Origin of the sequence: Pseudomonas alliivorans (genome assembly GCF_017826695.1) — a bacterium.
In the GTDB taxonomy this organism is placed as follows: domain Bacteria; phylum Pseudomonadota; class Gammaproteobacteria; order Pseudomonadales; family Pseudomonadaceae; genus Aquipseudomonas; species Aquipseudomonas alliivorans.
The window spans coordinates 95625-113651 of sequence record NZ_JAFFZW010000001.1 but is presented as its reverse complement, the minus strand read 5'-3'; the positions used below and the strand labels follow the sequence as shown (position 1 = coordinate 113651).

At 58.8% G+C, this 18027-nt stretch carries 21 protein-coding genes; 1 reads left to right on the top strand and 20 read right to left on the bottom strand.

The genetic code is table 11. From position 1 onward, the window contains the following. Positions 1–2 precede the first annotated feature (2 nt). The 14 genes from JTJ32_RS00545 to trmJ form a co-directional block, all read right to left on the bottom strand. The gene (locus tag JTJ32_RS00545) at positions 3–1004 is read right to left on the bottom strand and encodes a RodZ domain-containing protein (RefSeq protein WP_184318800.1); all 1002 of its coding nucleotides are present in this window, start codon (positions 1002–1004) and stop codon (positions 3–5) included. Then, positions 1004–1762 carry a type IV pilus biogenesis/stability protein PilW gene (pilW, locus tag JTJ32_RS00540; RefSeq protein ID WP_099229619.1) on the bottom strand — a complete coding sequence of 253 codons (759 nt, stop codon included), beginning with the start codon at positions 1760–1762 and terminating at the stop codon, positions 1004–1006. The genes JTJ32_RS00545 and pilW overlap by 1 nt, the downstream gene beginning before the upstream one ends. Positions 1763–1800: 38 nt before the next feature. Then, the gene (gene rlmN, locus JTJ32_RS00535) at positions 1801–2949 is read right to left on the bottom strand and encodes a dual-specificity RNA methyltransferase RlmN (RefSeq protein ID WP_099230046.1); all 1149 of its coding nucleotides are present in this window, start codon (positions 2947–2949) and stop codon (positions 1801–1803) included. 31 nt (positions 2950–2980) lie between these two features. Then, on the bottom strand, positions 2981–3406 hold the full coding sequence (gene ndk / locus JTJ32_RS00530; RefSeq protein WP_002552482.1) for a nucleoside-diphosphate kinase: 426 nt from the start codon (positions 3404–3406) through the stop codon (positions 2981–2983). A 95-nt stretch (positions 3407–3501) separates the two neighbouring features. Next, positions 3502–3702 (bottom strand): Fe-S cluster assembly protein IscX, encoded by a 201-nt coding sequence (gene iscX, locus JTJ32_RS00525; RefSeq protein WP_099229618.1) that lies wholly within the window; start codon positions 3700–3702, stop codon positions 3502–3504. A gap of 14 nt (positions 3703–3716) precedes the next feature. Continuing rightward, positions 3717–4058, bottom strand: coding sequence for an ISC system 2Fe-2S type ferredoxin (gene fdx, locus JTJ32_RS00520; RefSeq protein ID WP_099229617.1), 342 nt, complete (start codon positions 4056–4058; stop codon positions 3717–3719). A 3-nt stretch (positions 4059–4061) separates the two neighbouring features. After that, positions 4062–5924 (bottom strand): Fe-S protein assembly chaperone HscA, encoded by a 1863-nt coding sequence (hscA, locus tag JTJ32_RS00515; protein ID WP_210040378.1) that lies wholly within the window; start codon positions 5922–5924, stop codon positions 4062–4064. A 45-nt stretch (positions 5925–5969) separates the two neighbouring features. Further along, positions 5970–6491 carry a co-chaperone HscB gene (hscB, locus tag JTJ32_RS00510; protein ID WP_004878740.1) on the bottom strand — a complete coding sequence of 174 codons (522 nt, stop codon included), beginning with the start codon at positions 6489–6491 and terminating at the stop codon, positions 5970–5972. A 10-nt stretch (positions 6492–6501) separates the two neighbouring features. Next, entirely contained in the window at positions 6502–6825 is a 324-nt protein-coding gene (iscA, locus tag JTJ32_RS00505; protein ID WP_003365093.1) for an iron-sulfur cluster assembly protein IscA, read from the bottom strand. A 34-nt stretch (positions 6826–6859) separates the two neighbouring features. After that, the gene (iscU, locus tag JTJ32_RS00500; protein ID WP_002552476.1) at positions 6860–7246 is read right to left on the bottom strand and encodes a Fe-S cluster assembly scaffold IscU; all 387 of its coding nucleotides are present in this window, start codon (positions 7244–7246) and stop codon (positions 6860–6862) included. Positions 7247–7331: 85 nt separating this feature from the next. After that, the gene (locus tag JTJ32_RS00495; protein ID WP_099229616.1) at positions 7332–8546 is read right to left on the bottom strand and encodes an IscS subfamily cysteine desulfurase; all 1215 of its coding nucleotides are present in this window, start codon (positions 8544–8546) and stop codon (positions 7332–7334) included. A 44-nt stretch (positions 8547–8590) separates the two neighbouring features. Further along, positions 8591–9082 (bottom strand): Fe-S cluster assembly transcriptional regulator IscR, encoded by a 492-nt coding sequence (gene iscR, locus JTJ32_RS00490; RefSeq protein ID WP_004878734.1) that lies wholly within the window; start codon positions 9080–9082, stop codon positions 8591–8593. Between the two features lie 158 nt (positions 9083–9240). Further along, positions 9241–10029 (bottom strand): serine O-acetyltransferase, encoded by a 789-nt coding sequence (gene cysE, locus JTJ32_RS00485; RefSeq protein WP_099229615.1) that lies wholly within the window; start codon positions 10027–10029, stop codon positions 9241–9243. After that, the gene (gene trmJ, locus JTJ32_RS00480) at positions 10029–10796 is read right to left on the bottom strand and encodes a tRNA (cytosine(32)/uridine(32)-2'-O)-methyltransferase TrmJ (protein WP_210040376.1); all 768 of its coding nucleotides are present in this window, start codon (positions 10794–10796) and stop codon (positions 10029–10031) included. Before trmJ ends, cysE begins: the two co-directional genes overlap by 1 nt. Before the next feature lie 215 nt (positions 10797–11011). Between trmJ and suhB the strand changes: the two genes are divergently transcribed. Beyond that, positions 11012–11827, top strand: coding sequence for a type III secretion system regulator SuhB (gene suhB / locus JTJ32_RS00475; RefSeq protein ID WP_004878727.1), 816 nt, complete (start codon positions 11012–11014; stop codon positions 11825–11827). A gap of 63 nt (positions 11828–11890) precedes the next feature. Here suhB and JTJ32_RS00470 read toward each other — a convergent pair whose 3' ends face one another. The 6 genes from JTJ32_RS00470 to queA form a co-directional block, all read right to left on the bottom strand. Continuing rightward, positions 11891–12430: a glycine zipper 2TM domain-containing protein gene (locus JTJ32_RS00470; protein WP_004878725.1), complete on the bottom strand. Its 540-nt coding sequence runs from the start codon at positions 12428–12430 to the stop codon at positions 11891–11893. Positions 12431–12540: 110 nt separating this feature from the next. Beyond that, on the bottom strand, positions 12541–13452 hold the full coding sequence (secF, locus tag JTJ32_RS00465; protein WP_184318795.1) for a protein translocase subunit SecF: 912 nt from the start codon (positions 13450–13452) through the stop codon (positions 12541–12543). Positions 13453–13461: 9 nt separating this feature from the next. Continuing rightward, positions 13462–15330, bottom strand: coding sequence for a protein translocase subunit SecD (gene secD / locus JTJ32_RS00460; RefSeq protein ID WP_210040374.1), 1869 nt, complete (start codon positions 15328–15330; stop codon positions 13462–13464). 62 nt (positions 15331–15392) lie between these two features. Further along, entirely contained in the window at positions 15393–15728 is a 336-nt protein-coding gene (gene yajC / locus JTJ32_RS00455; RefSeq protein ID WP_002552468.1) for a preprotein translocase subunit YajC, read from the bottom strand. A 55-nt stretch (positions 15729–15783) separates the two neighbouring features. Further along, positions 15784–16899, bottom strand: coding sequence for a tRNA guanosine(34) transglycosylase Tgt (gene tgt, locus JTJ32_RS00450; protein WP_004878719.1), 1116 nt, complete (start codon positions 16897–16899; stop codon positions 15784–15786). 14 nt (positions 16900–16913) lie between these two features. Continuing rightward, the gene (queA, locus tag JTJ32_RS00445) at positions 16914–17978 is read right to left on the bottom strand and encodes a tRNA preQ1(34) S-adenosylmethionine ribosyltransferase-isomerase QueA (RefSeq protein WP_210040372.1); all 1065 of its coding nucleotides are present in this window, start codon (positions 17976–17978) and stop codon (positions 16914–16916) included. Between the last annotated feature and the right edge of the window lie 49 nt (positions 17979–18027).

The following is an 18027-nucleotide window of genomic DNA, read 5'->3' as shown; positions in this document are numbered from 1 at the left end:
ACTTATTGACCTAGTTTCAGGCGAGCAGTCTCGCCGCTGGTAAAAGGTGCCACGTCTACAGGCTGACCGTTATAGCTGACTTGCGCACCGCGGGCGAAACCCAGGCGCAGGGTCAGCGGCGGCTTGCCGTTGACGTCAAGGCTTTCGCCCTTGCGCTTGAGTCCGCTGACCAGCACCTTCCCGTTGCCGTCTGTTACCTGAGTCCAGCAATCGGCCGTGAACTGCACGTTGACCTGCCCGGCACCGGCCACGACTGGAGCAATCTGCTCGGCGGCTGGAGCGGTCGGCATGGACGGAACGGATGGCGCAACTGCGGGAGCCTGAGCCGAAGCGGCCGGTGGCGTAGCAGTAGCAGGTGCTTGCGTGTGCGCAGGCGCTGTAACGGCAGGAGCCGAGACTTCAGGCGCAGCGCTCTGGGTTTGAGTGGACGGCGTACCGGTGTTCAACGGCAGTGATGTTTCGCCGGTTGACTGGTTCTCGACGACCGCCTGATCCTCGGGCTCGTCCAGCGGGTGAATCTGGGTAGTGCCATCGGCGCTTTCGACTTCGACGTGCTCAAGGTTGAGCCCTGAAAGATCCTTGCCACGCATCGAGGCCTGGTCCTGCCACCAGAGAAAACCTCCACCGATCAGCACGATCAGCAGCAACAGGCTGACGATGCGCAGAATGTTGTGCGACAGACGCACGGGCTCCTCGATGCGACCCAGTGCATGTACCGGACTGCCCTTGCCGTCAGTGCCGGTGAACTGATCGAACTGCTCGACCAGCGCGGCCTGATCCAGCTCCAGCAGTTTTGCATAGGCACGCACATAGCCCCGGGCGAACGTGTGCCCAGGCAGCTTTTCAAAGTTCCCGTTCTCCAGATGACTCAGTGAAGTCACGGTCAGATTCAGCCTCAAAGCCACATCAGGCAGCGACCAGTTTTTGCTCTCGCGAACCTGGCGCAGGGTTTCTCCAGGATTCACGCGGGTGGTTGCTACAACTTCGGGATGCGCCGCTTTCATCATTGCTCCGACAGGTATTGCTGATATTCCGGCGTACCGGGATAGAGTCTTTTTAATTGCAGACCAAAACTGGCCGCCTTGTTGCGGTCTTCATACACTTTAGCCAACCGCGTACCGAGCAATAGACTACGTGCATTTTGCTCGCTCAGCTGGCTAAAACGGTCGTAATAATCACGCGCCGGCACATAATGCCCGTCTTCGTAAGACAACTCAGCCATTTCCAGCAACGCTCGCGGTTGCTGGCTGTCCAGCCGCAGCGCCTTGGTGAACTGCTCGCGGGCCTGCTCGCGATTGCCCAGCTTGATGGAGGTCATGCCCAGGCTTTCGAAAACCCGCGAACGCTCAGGGTAGAGGTTATCGGCGGCAGCCTGTTCGAAACGCTCATAGGCTTCCTTGTAGCGCTTCTGCTCGTAGAGGAAACTGCCATAGTTGTTGACGATGCGTGTGTCGTTGCGGCTCGCCGACAGCGCCTTGCGAAAGTACTGGTCGGCGAGTTCCGGTTCCATTTCGGCCTGGAAGACCAACGCCAGTGCCGCGTTGGCTCCGGCATCCGAACCATCCAGTTCAAGTGCTTTCTTCAGAGGTACCTTGGCGCGCTCGGTCTGGCCTTGCTGCAGATAGCCGATTCCGAGCTGAACGTATGCCTTGCGCGCTTCTTCACGTCCCTGAGGAGTGGAGAGCGGATTGACATTGCCGGTTGATACGCAGCCCACGAGCAACATGACAACACACAGCAGCAACGGGGCGCGCACAGACATGAAGTCCCTCTTGGTCAGTTTCGCGTTCGGTTTGGCAGTCAGGTTCGGGTTGCCGCGCCTGGCACTGATTCGGCCTCGACACTCAACTCACGCACGGCGATGTAGCGTTCGCTACGGCGCGTGCGGTCCATCACCTGGCCGACCAACTGGCCACAGGCAGCATCGATATCTTCGCCACGCGTGGTACGCACAGTGACGTTATAGCCAGCCTGATGCAACAGGTCCTGGAAACGACGAATTGCGTTATTGCTCGGACGCTCGTAACCGGAGTGCGGGAACGGGTTGAAAGGAATCAGATTGATCTTGCAAGGCGTGTCCTTGAGCAACTCGATCATTTCAACAGCGTGCTCGACCTTGTCATTGATGTCCTTGAGCATGGTGTACTCGATGGTGAGCACACGTTTTTCGCCCAGGTTCGACATGTAACGACGGCAGGATTCGAGCAGCATTTTCAGCGGGTATTTCTTGTTGATCGGCACCAGTTGGTTGCGCAGCGCGTCATTGGGCGCGTGCAGCGAAAGGGCCAGCGATACATCGATATGCTTGGACAGCTCATCGATCATCGGTACAACGCCTGAGGTGGACAGGGTCACCCGGCGCTTGGAAATGCCATACCCCAGGTCGTCCATCATCAGATGCATGGCGGCTATGACATTGTCGAAGTTCAGCAGTGGCTCACCCATGCCCATCATCACCACGTTGGTGATGGCACGGTCGACGGTAGCCGGGACACTGCCAAAGGATTTGTTGGCAATCCACACCTGACCGATGACTTCGGCGGCGGTGAGGTTGCTGTTGAAGCCTTGCTTGCCGGTGGAGCAGAAACTGCAATCCAGGGCACAGCCCGCCTGGGAAGACACGCACAGCGTGCCGCGCTTGCCTTGCGGAATATAGACGGTCTCGACGCAGCTGCCGGACTCGACGCGCACCACCCATTTGCGGGTGCCATCGCTCGAAATATCCTCGCTGACAACTTCAGGACCACGAACTTCGGCACAGGCCTTGAGCTTTTCGCGCAAGGCCTTGCTGACGTTCGTCATAGCGTCGAAATCATCGACACCAAAGTGGTGAATCCACTTCATGACCTGACCGGCACGGAAGCGCTTCTCCCCGATAGAGTCGAAGAATTTCTCCATTTCCAGCTGAGTCAGACCCAACAGGTTGGTTTTACCAGTCGATGCAATCATGAATTCACCCTTCACTCGTTAGTCGCAAGACTTAGCGAGCGGTTACCTCGGTAGCTGCGAAGAAGTACGAGATTTCACGAGCAGCGGCTGCTTCGGAATCGGAACCGTGGACAGCGTTGGCGTCGATGGAATCAGCGAAGTCAGCACGGATGGTGCCGGCAGCAGCTTCCTTAGGGTTGGTAGCGCCCATCAGCTCACGGTTCAGAGCGATAGCGTTTTCGCCTTCCAGAACCTGAACGACAACCGGACCGGAGATCATGAAAGCAACCAGGTCGCCGAAGAAACCACGAGCGCTGTGCTCAGCGTAGAAACCTTCAGCTTCGGCCTTGGACAGTTGCTTCAGCTTGGAAGCAACAACGCGCAGACCGGCTTTTTCGAAACGAGTGGTGATCTCGCCGATTACGTTCTTTGCAACGGCGTCAGGCTTGATGATGGAGAAAGTACGTTGAACAGCCATGGTGAAACTCCAGAAACAGTGATTGAAGCGAAAAATTAAACCCGCGAATTATACGCGGGTTCTGAGGGTATTGCCTAAAAACATGCGTTACAGACTCAGTCGAGCTCCTCGATCCAAAGCCCCTGTATCGCTTCGAGGACCTTCTCGCCGCCACGATCAGGAATGTCATCGAATTCAGGCAGAGCCATGACCAGACCACGCAATTTGACGAAATTGACGGTCAACGGATTGATCTCCGGATGCTTTTCAGCCAGTTGAATGGCAATTTCCTGTACATCGACCCATTTGAGACTCATGAGCGTTCCTTGAATCAGTGAGGCGCTTCGGCAGCGTGATTGAGCGAATATTTGGGTATTTCGACGGTCAGGTCCTCGGTGCCGACAATTGCCTGACAGGATAGACGCGATTGCGCCTCAAGGCCCCAGGCTTTGTCGAGCATGTCTTCTTCCAGCTCGTCGGCTTCATTCAGCGAATTGAAGCCCTGACGAATGACGCAGTGACAGGTCGTGCAGGCGCACACGCCGCCACAGGCGCTTTCGATCTCGATGTGATGCTCGTGAGCAAGCTCGAGGATGGATATACCGGGTTCAACTTCTACAACCAGCCCGTCCGGGCAGTGCTCGGCGTGGGGCAGAAAAATCACCTGCGGCATCAGTTATTCCTCAATCTCATTCAGGTTGCGCCCAGCCAGGGCGGCTTTCACCGTGGAATCCAGGCGGCGGGCAGCAAATGCATCGGTCACTTGCGACAGACGCTTGGTCTGCTGCTCGATCGCGTGTCCATCGGTGCCCTTCATCAATTCGCGCAGCTCATCCATCTGCAGGTTGATGACCAGACGTTCTTCTTCATCGAGAAGACGCTCGCCATCGGCATCCAGCGCGCCCTGCACCGCTTCGAGCAGACGCTCGGCATCGACCTGATGCTCACGCAATACGCGGGCAACCTTGTCGTCACCGGCGTAGGCAAAGGAATCCTTGAGCATGCGGGTGATTTCGCCATCGGTCAGACCATACGAAGGCTTGACCTGAATGCTCGCCTCGATACCCGAGCCCAGTTCACGCGCCGAAACACTCAGCAGGCCGTCAGCGTCCACCTGGAAGGTGACGCGGATCTTCGCCGCACCCGCCACCATCGGCGGAATGCCACGCAGCTCAAAGCGCGCCAGAGAGCGGCAATCGCTGATCAGCTCGCGCTCGCCCTGCAGCACATGAATCATCATGGCCGTCTGGCCATCTTTGTACGTGGTGAAGTCCTGACCGCGCGCCACGGGAATCGTGGTGTTGCGCGGAATAACCTTCTCCATCAGCCCACCCATGGTTTCCAGCCCCAGCGAGAGCGGAATCACATCGAGCAGCAGCAATTCTCCGCCGTCACGCTTGTTGCCGGCCAGAGTGTCGGCCTGGATCGCAGCCCCGATGGCCACCACTTGATCCGGATCGATTTCCGTCAACGGCTGACGACTGAACAGCTCGGCAACTGCTTCCCGAACACGCGGCACGCGAGTCGATCCGCCGACCATGACGACTGCTTCGACCTCTTCAAGCTCGATGCCGGTATCGCGCACGGCGCGGCGGCACGCCTTCAGGCTGCGGGCAACCATTGGCTCGATCATGGCGTTCAGCGCTTCGCGAGTCAGCACGGCCTTCCAGTCACCGTAGGTCACGTCGACGGCAGCTGCGTCGGTCAGCGCTTCCTTGGCCGCGCACGCCGCCTGCAGCAGGCTGCGCTGGGCAGAAGGCGCGAGATCGGCGCAAAGGCCGGCTTCGGCAACAATCCAGCTGGCAATCGCGTGATCGAAATCATCGCCGCCCAGCGCAGTGTCGCCGCCAGTGGCCAGCACTTCGAACACGCCGCCCGTCAGCCGCAGAATCGAGATATCGAATGTGCCACCACCCAGGTCATAAATGGCGACCACGCCCTCGGCTTTCTGGTCCAGACCATAAGCGACCGCAGCGGCAGTCGGCTCGTTGAGCAGGCGCAGCACGTTAAGACCTGCCAGCCTGGCAGCATCCTTGGTGGCCTGACGTTGAGCGTCATCGAAATAGGCAGGAACCGTGATGACCGCACCGACCAATTCACCACCCAGCGCCTCTTCAGCACGCTGACGCAGCACTTTGAGAATGTCGGCAGAGACTTCCACCGGGCTTTTCGGCCCCTGGACAGTCTCGATGAACGGCATATGCGACTCACCATCGACGAAGCGGTAAGGCAGTTGCTCACCCAGCTGCTTGACGTCGGTCAGTCCACGCCCCATAAGACGCTTCACCGACAGCACGGTGTTGAACGGATCCTGGGAAGCGGCGACTTTCGCCGACTGCCCCACTTCGACCCGATCGGCGTGATAGCGAACGGCAGAAGGCAGGATAACCTGACCTTCTGCGTCGGCCAGTGGCTCGGACAGGCCGCTGCGCACTGCAGCAACCAGAGAGTTGGTGGTGCCCAAGTCGATTCCCACAGCCAGACGGCGCTGATGCGGTTGAGGACTGAGGCCGGGTTCGGCGATCTGCAGTAAGGCCATGCGTTTCAGAATAATCACTGGGCGTGCGGCCAGGGCAGCACGGGGTTAATCGTCGAGGCGCTCTTCTAACTGGCGCACTTCGTGAGAAAGCTTGTCGAGAAACTGCATACGCCGCATCAGCCTTTCGGCGTGCTCGCGCTGTGCAGCATCATTCCAACAGGCAGCAAAGCTCTGATTCAGTTCATCCTGAGCCACCTTGAGCCGACGTTTGAACGTCGCGACCCCGGCGAGATCAGCTTCATCCTGCAGATCCTCGAGTTCTTCGCGCCACTGCATCTGCTGCAGAAGAAAGTCCGGATCGTGCACGGTGACCTCGAGCGGTACCTCGTTGCCGTTCATGGCCAACAGGTAACGTGCCCTTTTCGGCGGGCTCTTGAGTGTCTGATAGGCTTCGTTGAGGCTGGCGGAGCGCTCCAGCGCCGTGCGCTGCTCTCGCTCGGAAGCGTCGGCAAAACGGTCTGGATGGACGCCACGCGCCAATTCGCGATAACGCGTCGCCAACTGATCAAGATCAAGCTGGAAATCAGGCTTGAGCTCGAACAGGGCGAAATGACAGGGAGTACCCACAATAAAAGCCTCAGACGTTGAAGCTTTCGCCGCAGCCGCACTCACCGCGCGAGTTGGGGTTGTTGAACTTGAAGCCTTCGTTCAACCCTTCCCGAACGAAGTCGAGCTCGGTGCCATCGAGATAGACCAGGCTTTTCGGGTCGATAATCACCTTCACGCCGTGCATTTCGAAGACGGTATCTTCGCTGGCCGCCTCATCGACGAACTCGAGCACATAGGCAAGACCTGAACAGCCTGTGGTGCGAACACCCAGACGAACGCCATCACCCTTGCCACGCCCCTCAAGGGAACGTCGTACGTGGTTAGCGGCAGCTTCTGTCATGCTGATAGCCATCGGAACTCCTTACGCGTTTCTGAAAAAGGACTACTTACAGCAGACCTTTCTTCTGCTTGTAATCGCGAACGGCCGCCTTGATGGCGTCTTCGGCGAGTACCGAGCAGTGAATCTTTACCGGCGGCAGGGCCAGCTCTTCAGCCAGTTGAGTGTTTTTGATGGTCTCTGCTTCGTCCAGAGTCTTGCCTTTCATCCACTCGGTTGCCAGAGAGCTGGAAGCGATTGCCGAACCGCAGCCATAGGTCTTGAATTTGGCGTCTTCGATAACGCCCTGCTCGTTGACCTTGATCTGCAGACGCATCACGTCGCCGCATGCCGGAGCGCCGACCATGCCGGTGCCAACATCTGGGTCTTCCGCGTTCATCTTGCCGACGTTGCGCGGATTCTCGTAGTGGTCGATGACCTTTTCGCTGTAAGCCATGATTCTATTCCTCTCACATCAGGGAGCCGCTCTTCAGGTCGTGCAGCAGATGCTGACCACGACCTGTGTTGGAGGCGACTTTAAATTAGTGCGCCGCCCACTCGATCTTGGAGATATCGACGCCGTCTTTGAACATGTCCCACAGCGGCGAAAGTGTCCGCAGCTTGGTAACGGCCTCGCAGACTTTCTGCGCGGCATAATCGATCTCTTCTTCGGTGGTGAAGCGGCCGAAGGTGAAACGGATCGAGCTGTGTGCCAGTTCGTCGTTGCGGCCCAGAGCGCGCAATACATACGAAGGCTCGAGCGATGCAGACGTACAGGCCGAACCGGACGATACCGCCAGATCCTTGAGCGCCATGATCAGCGACTCGCCTTCAACGTAGTTGAAGCTCAGGTTCAGGTTGTGCGGTACGCGTGCAGTCAGACTGCCGTTGACGTAGAGCTCTTCCAGATTCTCGACCTGCTTGTAGAAACGATCGCTCAACGCCTTGATGCGCACGTTTTCAGCGGCCATTTCTTCTTTGGCGATACGGAATGCCTCACCCATGCCAACGATCTGGTGAGTGGCGAGCGTGCCGGAACGCATGCCGCGCTCATGACCACCACCGTGCATGGCTGCTTCAAGACGAACACGCGGCTTGCGGCTCACGTACAGCGCACCGATACCTTTGGGACCGTAGGTCTTGTGGGCAGAGAACGACATGAGGTCAACCTTGAGGCTGGCCAGATCGATTTCAACCTTGCCGGTCGACTGAGCGCCGTCAACGTGGAACAGCACGCCACGCGAACGAGTCAGCTCACCGATCGCGGCGATGTCGTTGATGGTGCCGATCTCGTTGTTCACGTGCATGATCGAGACCACGATGGTGTCGTCACGCAGTGCAGCTTCGATCATGGCAGGCGTGATCAGACCGTCTTCGCCCGGTTCGATGTACGTCACTTCAAAACCTTCACGCTCCAGTTGGCGTGTGGTGTCCAGGACAGCCTTGTGCTCGACCTTGGAGGTGATGATGTGCTTGCCCTTGCTGGCGTAGAAGTGCGCAACGCCCTTGATCGCAAGGTTGTTGGACTCGGTGGCACCGGAAGTCCAGACGATTTCACGCGGATCGGCGTTGACCAGGTCGGCGACCTGACGGCGGGCATTCTCGACCGCTTCTTCGGCTTTCCAGCCAAAGACGTGGGAGCGCGAAGCCGGGTTGCCGAAGTTTCCTTCGACTGTCAGGCATTCGATCATTTTCTGCGCGACGCGCGGATCGACCGGGGTCGTCGCGGAGTAATCGAGGTAAATCGGCAATTTCATTGAAGCTCTCCTATCAGGCAGGCGCACCGCTCATTCATCTGCGTTCATTCAACGGCGGACGTTTCGATCTTACCCAGTTGCGACGTATTGCAATGGCTACGGCGCATGTCCTGGCGCTGAGCGACTTCTTGTACCTCACGGCGAGTGACAAGATCCGCCAAGCTGATACCGCTTAGAAATTCGTGAATCTGCTGGCTCAGGTCACACCACAAGTGGTGAGTGAGACAGGTGTCGCCAGCGTGGCAATCACCCAATCCCTGACAGCGTGTGGCATCGACCGACTCATTGACCGCATCGACGACCTGCGCCACCTGGATACCTTTCATGTCGCGAGAAAGCTGATAACCGCCACCAGGACCACGGACACTGGAAACCAGGTTGCCGCGGCGCAGCTTGGCGAACAGCTGCTCGAGATAAGACAGGGAAATGCCCTGTCGCTCGGAGATATCGGCCAGAGACACTGGCCCGTTCTGCGCGTGCAAGGCCAGGTCAAGCATGGCTGTTACAGCGTATCGGCCTTTTGTAGTCAGTCGCATGGCGTGTACCGCAGAGGATCGGAATGAGCGTGAGTATGCTATTCCCGAGTAAATGAGTCAACTATTAGACCGAGTAAAACAGTCGGGTTTAGCAAAAAGTGCGGGCTGCATCATAGCAAAGGTGCGGCGCAATGACACGCCCCAACCCCCTGCCCTGCCTAGCCGATCTTGTCTTTCAATGTCTCTTCACGCTTGTCCTTGACGCAATCGAAGACCTCGTCGCGCAGCTCCGGCAAATCTTTGGCGCAGTAGTCACTGCCCAGCCGGTTGAGGGCGCCGCACATATCTTCGAGGCGACCGTCCACAGCCTGCAGATGGTCTAGCAACTGGCCGATGGCCCGCGCGACCGGGTCCGGCATATCGGCACTGACGCCGTAGGCATCGAAGCCCAGCTTCTCGGCCATCGCCTTGCGCTTGGCTTCGGTTTCATCGTCGGACTTGACGATGATGCGCCCCGGAATACCCACCGCCGTCGCGCCTGCCGGCACAGCCTTGGTCACAACCGCATTGGAACCGATCTTGGCTCCGGCACCGACCGTGAACGGACCCAGCACCTTGGCACCCGCCCCCACTACGACGCCATCTTCCAGCGTCGGATGACGCTTGCCGGCATTCCAGCTGGTGCCGCCCAGGGTTACGCCCTGATACAGCGTCACGTCATTGCCGATCTCGGCAGTCTCACCAATCACGATGCCCATGCCATGATCAATGAAGAAGCGGCGACCGATGCGCGCCCCCGGATGAATTTCGATCCCGGTCATCCAGCGACCGAAATTGGAGACCACCCGCGCCGGCCATTTCCAGCCCTTGCCCCACAGGATGTGCGCGAAACGGTGCAGCCAGATCGCGTGCATTCCTGGATAGCAGGTCAACACATCGAACGCGTTGCGCGCGGCCGGGTCACGATGGAACACACTTTGAATATCTTCTCGCAGACGTTCGAACATCACTGATCCTTCCGCTTGTAGGGTTCACCGCGCGCGGCTTTCTGGGTTTCGGTAAGGATCCCGCGCAGAATGCTGAGCTCGGAATGCTCCACTTCACTGCGACCAAAAAGCCTGCGCAGGCGCGCCATCAGGTGCCGGGGCTTTTCAGGATCAAGGAAACCGATGGCCACCAGCGTGGCTTCCAGATGACCATAAAAGCCCTCCATTTCGTCCATGGTCGCCAGCTCGGCGTTATGCGCCATTCTGGAGGGTTCGTCATGGGCGGGCTGCTCGGACGCCGCCAGCCAGGACATGCGCACTTCATAGCTGAGCACCTGCACGGCAGCGGCCAGGTTCAGCGAACTGAAGCCGGGATCGGAAGGGATGTGCACATGGAAGTGACAACGCTGCAGCTCTTCGTTGGTCAGGCCTGCATGCTCGCGACCAAAGACCAGCGCGACCTCGGCACCCTGCCCGGCCTGCTCGACAACCTTCATGCCCGACGCGCGAGGGTCCAGCATCGGCCACGGCAGACTGCGATCACGGGCGCTGGTGCCGAGCACAAGACGGCAACCTGCCAAAGCCTCTTCCAACGTGGCGACAACCTGCGCACCTTCCAGAATGTCGGTGGCTCCGGAGGCCCGGGCATCGGCGTCAGGAGAGGGGAAGATCCGCGGATCGACCAGCACCAGGCGCGAAAGCCCCATGTTTTTCATGGCGCGAGCAGCCCCGCCGATATTTCCGGGATGGGTAGTGCCGACCAGGACAACACGAATGTTCTGCAACAAAGCGAACGCTCACTGACGCGAATTAGGGGGGCAAATCTTACAGAAACGCCCCGGCTAACGCTATTAACCCGTTCAAGCCGGGCAACCTTCAGGCACACAGGGGCGCAGTGGAAAATGGGTTGAAACCCGACAACCGTTACAACGCAAGGCTGGAAATAATTCGACGCACCCAATAGAATGGCCGGCTCTCTTTAACAACCTTAGGTGAATTGTCCATGCAGCCCATGCTGAATATCGCGCTGCGCGCCGCCCGCAGCGCCAGCGAATTGATTTTCCGCTCCATCGAGCGCTTGGATACCATCAAGGTCGACGAAAAAGAAGCCAAAGACTACGTCTCAGAGATCGACCGTGCCGCCGAACAGAGCATCATCACCGCTCTGCGCAAAGCCTACCCGACCCACGGCATCCTGGGTGAAGAAAGCGGCATGCACGAAGGCAGCGGCGAAGGTACCGACTACCTGTGGATCATCGACCCACTGGACGGCACGACCAACTTCGTACGCGGCATCCCGCACTTCGCGGTCAGCATCGCCTGTAAATACCGCGGTCGCCTCGAACACGCCGTTGTCCTCGATCCCGTCCGCCAGGAAGAATTCACCGCCAGCCGTGGCCGTGGCGCCGCCCTGAACGGTCGTCGTCTGCGCGTCAGCCAGCGCAAGAGCCTTGAAGGCGCGCTGCTGGGTACCGGCTTCCCATTCCGCGACAACCAGATGGACAATCTCGAAAACTACCTGGGCATGTTCCGCAGCCTGGTTGGCCAGACCGCAGGCATCCGCCGCGCGGGCGCCGCCAGCCTGGACCTTGCCTATGTCGCAGCCGGTCGTTTCGACGCCTTCTGGGAGTCGGGCCTGTCCGAATGGGACATCGCCGCAGGCGCTCTGCTGATTCAGGAAGCAGGCGGTCTGGTCAGCGACTTCACAGGGGGTCATGACTTCCTGGAAAAAGGCCACATCGTTGCTGGCAACACCAAATGCTTCAAGGCTGTGCTGACTGCAATCGCACCGCACCTGCCACCTTCGCTCAAGCGCTAAGCGACAGGCATAAAAAAACCGGCGAAAGCCGGTTTTTTTATGCCTTGCAGAAACTCGGCTGACTTACTGGGCCTGACCCAGAATCAGCTGACCATTCTTGTCGACAGGAATCTGATTGCCTGGATCACGCTCCATGCGGACCTGACCCACTTTCTCATTCAACTTGTACTTGACGTTGTAACCCACCACCTTGTCGCTCACATCGTTGACTGTCGTGCAACGGTTCTGCGTAGTGGTGTAAGTGTCACGCTCCTGCATGCCTTCCTGAACCTTGTTGCCGGCATAACCACCACCGACCGCACCTGCAACGGTTGCGATCTTCTTGCCGTTACCACCACCGATCTGGTTACCCAGCAAACCGCCAGCGACTGCACCGATGACGCTACCCACAATCTGGTGCTGGTCCTTGACCGGCGCCTGACGGGTAACGGTTACGTCCTTGCAAACTTCGCGGGGGGTTTTGATCTGCTGGTTGATCGGCTCGACAGCCAATACGTCCGCATACTCAGGACCACCCTTGACCAGGCTATAGGTGGCAACGGCACCGCCAGCAGTTACCACAGCAGCACCTAATACAACACCAACAAGCATAGACTTGTTCACGTGAACCTCCTGACCCAATCGAAACGCAGCATGACTGCGCAATGCCTAGCCTTGGAGCATAAAAAAAGGCGCGAGTTCATCACTCGCGCCTTTTTTATGACAACTGGCTATCAGGGCAGATCATCCGCCTTCTCGACCACAACCGGAGGAATGAGGTCCTCGGTGGTCAGGTTCAGCCAGATCAGCACCACGTTGGCGATGTAGATCGACGAGTAAGTACCCGCCAGCACACCGATGAACAACGCGATGGAGAAGCCTTCCAGGCTGTCGCCACCAAACGCCCACAGCGCGACGATCGCAAGCAGCGTGGAGATCGACGTCGCCATGGTGCGCAGCAGCGTCTGGGTAGTGGAGATGTTGATGTTCTCGATCAACGACGCCTTGCGCAGCAGACGGAAGTTCTCACGAACCCGGTCAAATACCACAATGGTATCGTTCAGCGAGTAACCGATGATCGCCAGCACCGCCGCCAGCACCGTCAGGTCGAAGGTGATCTGGAAGAACGACAGGATGCCCATCGTCACCACCACGTCGTGGATCAGCGAAACGATCGCACCGACCGCGAACTTCCACTGGAAGCGGAACGCCAGATAGATCAGTACACCGCCAAGCGCCAGCAGCATGCCGATACCGCCCTGGTCACGCAGCTCTTCACCGACCTGAGGACCGACGAACTCGACGCGCTTGACCACCGCAGGGTTGTCAGCACCCGACTTGCGCAGTGCTTCCGCCACCTGAGTGCCCAGCTGAGGGTCTTCACCCGGCATGCGCACCAGCAGGTCGGTGGTTGCACCGAAGCTCTGCACGACCGCCTCGTGATAACCGGCCTCGACCAGTTCCTGACGGACCTTGCCCAAGTCGGCCGGACGCTCGTAGGTCAGCTCGATGAGCGTACCGCCGGTAAAGTCCAGACCAAAGTTAAGCCCTTTATGGAACCAGCTGAACAACGCCAGTGCGGTAAGGAGCATGGTAATGGCGAACGCAACGTTGCGAACGCCCATGAAGTTGATGGTACGTTTCATGGCAGCCCCTTAAATCCACAACTTCTTGAAGTCACGACCGCCATAGATCAGGTTGACCATTGCGCGGGTCACCATGATGGCTGTGAACATCGAGGTAAAGATCCCGAGCGACATGGTCACCGCAAACCCTTTCACCGGGCCTGTGCCCATTGCGAAGAGAATGCCGCCGACCAGCAGCGTCGTCAGGTTGGCGTCGAGGATCGCCGTGTAGGCACGATCGAAACCTTCGCTGATTGCGCGCTGAACCGTCATGCCGTTGGCGATCTCTTCACGTATCCGCGAGAAGATCAGCACGTTGGCGTCCACCGCCATACCCATGGTCAGCACGATACCGGCGATACCCGGCAGGGTCAGCGTTGCACCCAGCAGCGACATCAATGCCAGCAGCATGACCATGTTGAAGGCCAGCGCCACGGTAGCGATCAGGCCGAAGAAGCGGTAGATGGCCATGATGAACAGCGACACGAACAGCATGCCCCACAGGGAAGCGTCGACACCCTTGGTGATGTTGTCGGCACCCAGGCTGGGACCGATGGTGCGCTCTTCAGCGAAGTACATCGGCGCGGCCAGACCACCGGCACGCAACAGCAGCGCCAGCTCGGACGATTCGCCCTGACCGTTCAGGCCCGTAATACGGAACTGGCTGCCCAGTGGCGACTGGATGGTCGCCAGGCTGATGATCTTCTTGTCTTCCTTGAACGTCTGGACCGGCACGTCTTTCTCGACGCCGTTGACCATCTGCTTGGTGTAGGTGGTGGTCGGACGCTGCTCGATGAAGATCACCGCCATGCTGCGACCCACGTTGCTGCGGGTTGCACGACTCATCAGCTCGCCACCATGACCATCAAGGTTGATGTTCACCTGTGGACGACCATGCTCGTCGAAGCTCGCCTTGGCGTCGGTTACCTGGTCACCGGTGATGATCAGGCCACGCTCCACCGCTGCCGCCGGACGTCCGCCTTCGCGGAATTCGAACATTTCGGTGGTGCCTTTCGAATCCTCGGGACCTGCGCCCAGACGGAATTCGAGGTTGGCGGTCTTGCCCAGAATACGCTTGGCTTCAGCCGTGTCCTGCACGCCCGGCAGTTCGACCACGATGCGGTTGGCGCCCTGACGCTGAACCAGCGGCTCGGCAACACCCAGCTCGTTGACCCGGTTACGTACGGTGGTCAGGTTCTGCTTGATGGAGTATTCACGAATCTCGGCCAGCTTGGCCGGTGTCAGCGCCATGCGCAGTACGGGAATCCCGTTCAGTTCGGCAGGCGTGATTTCGAAATCGGTAAAGGTCTTGCGTATCAGCGCACGAGCCTGCTCGCGCTCTGCGTCGTCGGTAAAGCCCAGCTGAATCACATTACCCAGCTGCGGCAGGCTGCGATAACGCACCTTTTCCTTGCGCAGCAGCGTTTTGACTTCGCCTTCATAGACTTTCAGACGGGCATCGATTGCCTTGTCCATGTCGACTTCCAGCAGGAAGTGCACACCACCGGACAGGTCGAGACCGAGTTTCATCGGAGTTGCGCCAACATTGCGCAGCCAGTTCGGCGTGGTGCGAGCCAGGTTCAGCGCGACGACATAGTCATCACCCAGCGCCTTGCGCACGACATCCTTGGCCGGCAACTGGTCTTCCTGCTTGCTCAGACGCAACAAACCGCCTTTGCCATTCTCAGCCAGAGAAGAAGCCTTGACCGAGATACCGGCATCAGTCAGCGCCTTGGCTGCACGATCCACATCTGCCTGAGTGACCTGCAACGCAGTACTTGCGCCACTGATCTGAATGGCCGAATCGTCAGGGTAGAGATTGGGTGCGGAATAAATAAAACCGACCACCAGCACCGCCAGGATCAGTACGTATTTCCACAGAGGGTATTTGTTCAGCATCACGCCGCCCGCTTAAAACGCGGGGCGCCTTGCGCGCCCCGTCGATGGGTAAAAGTTGGTACTCAGATCGCTTTCAGGGTGCCTTTTGGCAGAGTGGCTGCGATTGCGCCCTTCTGGATTTTCAACTCAACGGTGTCAGACACTTCGATCACGACGAAATCGTCGGTCACTTTGTTGATCTTGCCGGCGATGCCGCCGCTGGTCACGACTTCGTCGCCTTTCTGCAGGTTGCCCAGCAGGTTCTTCTGCTCTTTGGCGCGCTTGGCCTGTGGACGCCAGATCATCAGATAGAAGATGACCAGAAAGCCAACCAGGAAAATCCACTCGAAACCGCTGCCCGCAGGACCGGCAGCCGGTGCAGCAGCATCCGCGAAAGCGGGAGAGATGAAAAAGCTCATGTGTCGCTCCAAGTTACATAATTAGTATAGAAAAGCAGGAAAAACTCGTTCTGTTTCAACCCAGAGGCGGCGTGGGAATTCCGCGTTTGGCATAGAAGGCATCGACAAAGGCGGCCAATGTACCCTGTTGAATAGCCTCGCGCAAACCAGCCATAAGCAGCTGGTAGTGCCGCAAATTGTGGATCGTATTGAGCATGCTCCCCAGCATTTCGTTGCACTTGTCCAGGTGATGCAGATAAGCGCGCGAGAAGTTCTTGCAGGTGTAGCAGTCGCAGGTCGGATCCAGCGGCGAATTGTCATGCCGGTGAAACGCGTTACGAATTTTCAGCACACCGGTGTCAATGAACAAATGACCATTGCGGGCATTGCGGGTCGGCATCACGCAGTCGAACATATCGACTCCGCGGCGGACACCTTCGACCAGATCTTCCGGCTTGCCTACTCCCATCAGGTAACGGGGTTTGTCTGCCGGCATCTGGCCGGGCAGGTAATCCAGCACCTTGATCATCTCGTGCTTGGGCTCGCCCACCGACAGACCGCCGATGGCCAGGCCGTCGAAACCGATCTGGTCCAGACCTTCCAGCGAGCGCATGCGCAGGCTTTCATGCATGCCGCCCTGGACGATGCCGAACAGCGCAGCGGTGTTCTCGCCATGCGCGATCTTGGAACGCTTGGCCCAGCGCAGCGACAGCTCCATTGAGATGCGCGCCACGTCTTCATCAGCGGGGTAAGGCGTGCATTCGTCGAAAATCATCACGATGTCCGAACCCAGATCACGCTGAACCTGCATGGACTCCTCCGGCCCCATGAACACCTTGGCGCCATCTACCGGCGAAGCGAAGGTCACGCCCTCCTCCTTGATCTTGCGCATGGCACCCAGGCTGAACACCTGAAAACCACCGGAGTCGGTCAGGATCGGACCTTGCCACTGCATGAAATCATGCAGATCGCCATGGCCCTTGATGACCTCGGTGCCCGGACGCAGCCACAGGTGAAAGGTGTTGCCCAGAATGATCTGCGCGCCCGTGGCTTCGATGTCCCGTGGCAGCATGCCCTTGACCGTACCGTAGGTGCCCACCGGCATGAAAGCCGGGGTCTCGACCACGCCACGGGGAAAGGTCAGGCGACCGCGACGGGCCTTGCCGTCGGTGGCCAACAATTCGAAAGACATACGACAGGTGCGACTCATGCGTGATCCTCTGGTACCGATTCCTGTGGGGCCGTCGGCGCGGGATTGCGGGTGATGAACATCGCATCACCGTAACTGAAGAAGCGGTACCCGTGCTCGATGGCAGCCGCGTAGGCCGCCATGGTCTCGGGATAACCGGCGAACGCCGAAACCAGCATCAGCAGCGTGGATTCGGGCAAATGGAAATTGGTCACGAGGGCATCGACCACATGAAACGGTCGGCCTGGATAGATGAAGATATCGGTGTCGCCGCTGAACGGCTTCAGCACCCCGTCACGCGCCGCACTCTCCAGCGAACGCACGCTGGTGGTCCCGACCGCAATCACCCGTCCGCCACGCGCACGGCACGCGGCCACGGCATCGACCACGTCCTGACCGACTTCAAGCCATTCGGTGTGCATGTGGTGATCTTCGATCTGCTCGACGCGCACCGGCTGAAACGTACCCGCCCCGACGTGCAGCGTGACGAACGTCGTCTCGACGCCCTTGGCGGCAATCGCCTCCATCAGCGGCTGATCGAAATGCAGACCCGCCGTCGGCGCCGCCACGGCACCGGCGCGCTGAGCGTAAACAGTCTGATAGCGCTCGCGGTCCGCGCCTTCGTCCGGGCGGTCTATATAAGGAGGCAACGGCATGTGCCCGACACGGTCGAGCAATGGCAGCACTTCTTCGGCGAAACGCAGCTCGAACAGGGCATCGTGTCGCGCCACCATCTCGGCCTCCCCGCCGCCGTCGATAAGGATCGACGAGCCCGGCTTGGGCGACTTGCTGGAGCGCACATGCGCCAGCACACGATGGCTGTCCAGCACGCGCTCGACCAGAATCTCCAGCTTGCCGCCGGAGGCTTTCTGACCGAACAGACGCGCAGGAATGACGCGGGTATTGTTGAACACCATCAAATCGCCCGGGCGTAAATGCTCAAGCAAATCAGTGAATTGACGATGTGCCAGCGCGCCGCTTACCCCGTCCAGGGTCAACAGACGACTACTGCGACGCTCAGCCAGCGGGTGACGAGCAATCAGGGAATCCGGGAGATCGAAGGTAAAGTCAGCGACGCGCATGATGGGGTTCGTTTAGCAGGGCCGGGAAGTTTATCCGGTTTGGCGGAAT

Excerpts from the sequence above, each read along its gene's own strand:
- yajC (WP_002552468.1), bottom strand. The coding sequence starts at position 15,728 with ATGAGCTTTTTCATCTCTCCCGCTTTCGCGGATGCTGCTGCACCGGCT.
- suhB (WP_004878727.1), top strand. The coding sequence starts at position 11,012 with ATGCAGCCCATGCTGAATATCGCGCTGCGCGCCGCCCGCAGCGCCAGC.
- iscX (WP_099229618.1), bottom strand. The coding sequence starts at position 3,702 with ATGAGTCTCAAATGGGTCGATGTACAGGAAATTGCCATTCAACTGGCT.
- fdx (WP_099229617.1), bottom strand. The coding sequence starts at position 4,058 with ATGCCGCAGGTGATTTTTCTGCCCCACGCCGAGCACTGCCCGGACGGG.
- JTJ32_RS00545 (WP_184318800.1), bottom strand. The coding sequence starts at position 1,004 with ATGAAAGCGGCGCATCCCGAAGTTGTAGCAACCACCCGCGTGAATCCT.
- pilW (WP_099229619.1), bottom strand. The coding sequence starts at position 1,762 with ATGTCTGTGCGCGCCCCGTTGCTGCTGTGTGTTGTCATGTTGCTCGTG.
- secD (WP_210040374.1), bottom strand. The coding sequence starts at position 15,330 with ATGCTGAACAAATACCCTCTGTGGAAATACGTACTGATCCTGGCGGTG.
- tgt (WP_004878719.1), bottom strand. The coding sequence starts at position 16,899 with ATGTCTTTCGAATTGTTGGCCACCGACGGCAAGGCCCGTCGCGGTCGC.
- iscU (WP_002552476.1), bottom strand. The coding sequence starts at position 7,246 with ATGGCTTACAGCGAAAAGGTCATCGACCACTACGAGAATCCGCGCAAC.
- secF (WP_184318795.1), bottom strand. The coding sequence starts at position 13,452 with ATGAAACGTACCATCAACTTCATGGGCGTTCGCAACGTTGCGTTCGCC.
- ndk (WP_002552482.1), bottom strand. The coding sequence starts at position 3,406 with ATGGCTGTTCAACGTACTTTCTCCATCATCAAGCCTGACGCCGTTGCA.
- JTJ32_RS00495 (WP_099229616.1), bottom strand. The coding sequence starts at position 8,546 with ATGAAATTGCCGATTTACCTCGATTACTCCGCGACGACCCCGGTCGAT.
- queA (WP_210040372.1), bottom strand. The coding sequence starts at position 17,978 with ATGCGCGTCGCTGACTTTACCTTCGATCTCCCGGATTCCCTGATTGCT.
- iscA (WP_003365093.1), bottom strand. The coding sequence starts at position 6,825 with ATGGCTATCAGCATGACAGAAGCTGCCGCTAACCACGTACGACGTTCC.
- hscA (WP_210040378.1), bottom strand. The coding sequence starts at position 5,924 with ATGGCCTTACTGCAGATCGCCGAACCCGGCCTCAGTCCTCAACCGCAT.
- rlmN (WP_099230046.1), bottom strand. The coding sequence starts at position 2,949 with ATGATTGCATCGACTGGTAAAACCAACCTGTTGGGTCTGACTCAGCTG.
- iscR (WP_004878734.1), bottom strand. The coding sequence starts at position 9,082 with ATGCGACTGACTACAAAAGGCCGATACGCTGTAACAGCCATGCTTGAC.
- cysE (WP_099229615.1), bottom strand. The coding sequence starts at position 10,029 with ATGTTCGAACGTCTGCGAGAAGATATTCAAAGTGTGTTCCATCGTGAC.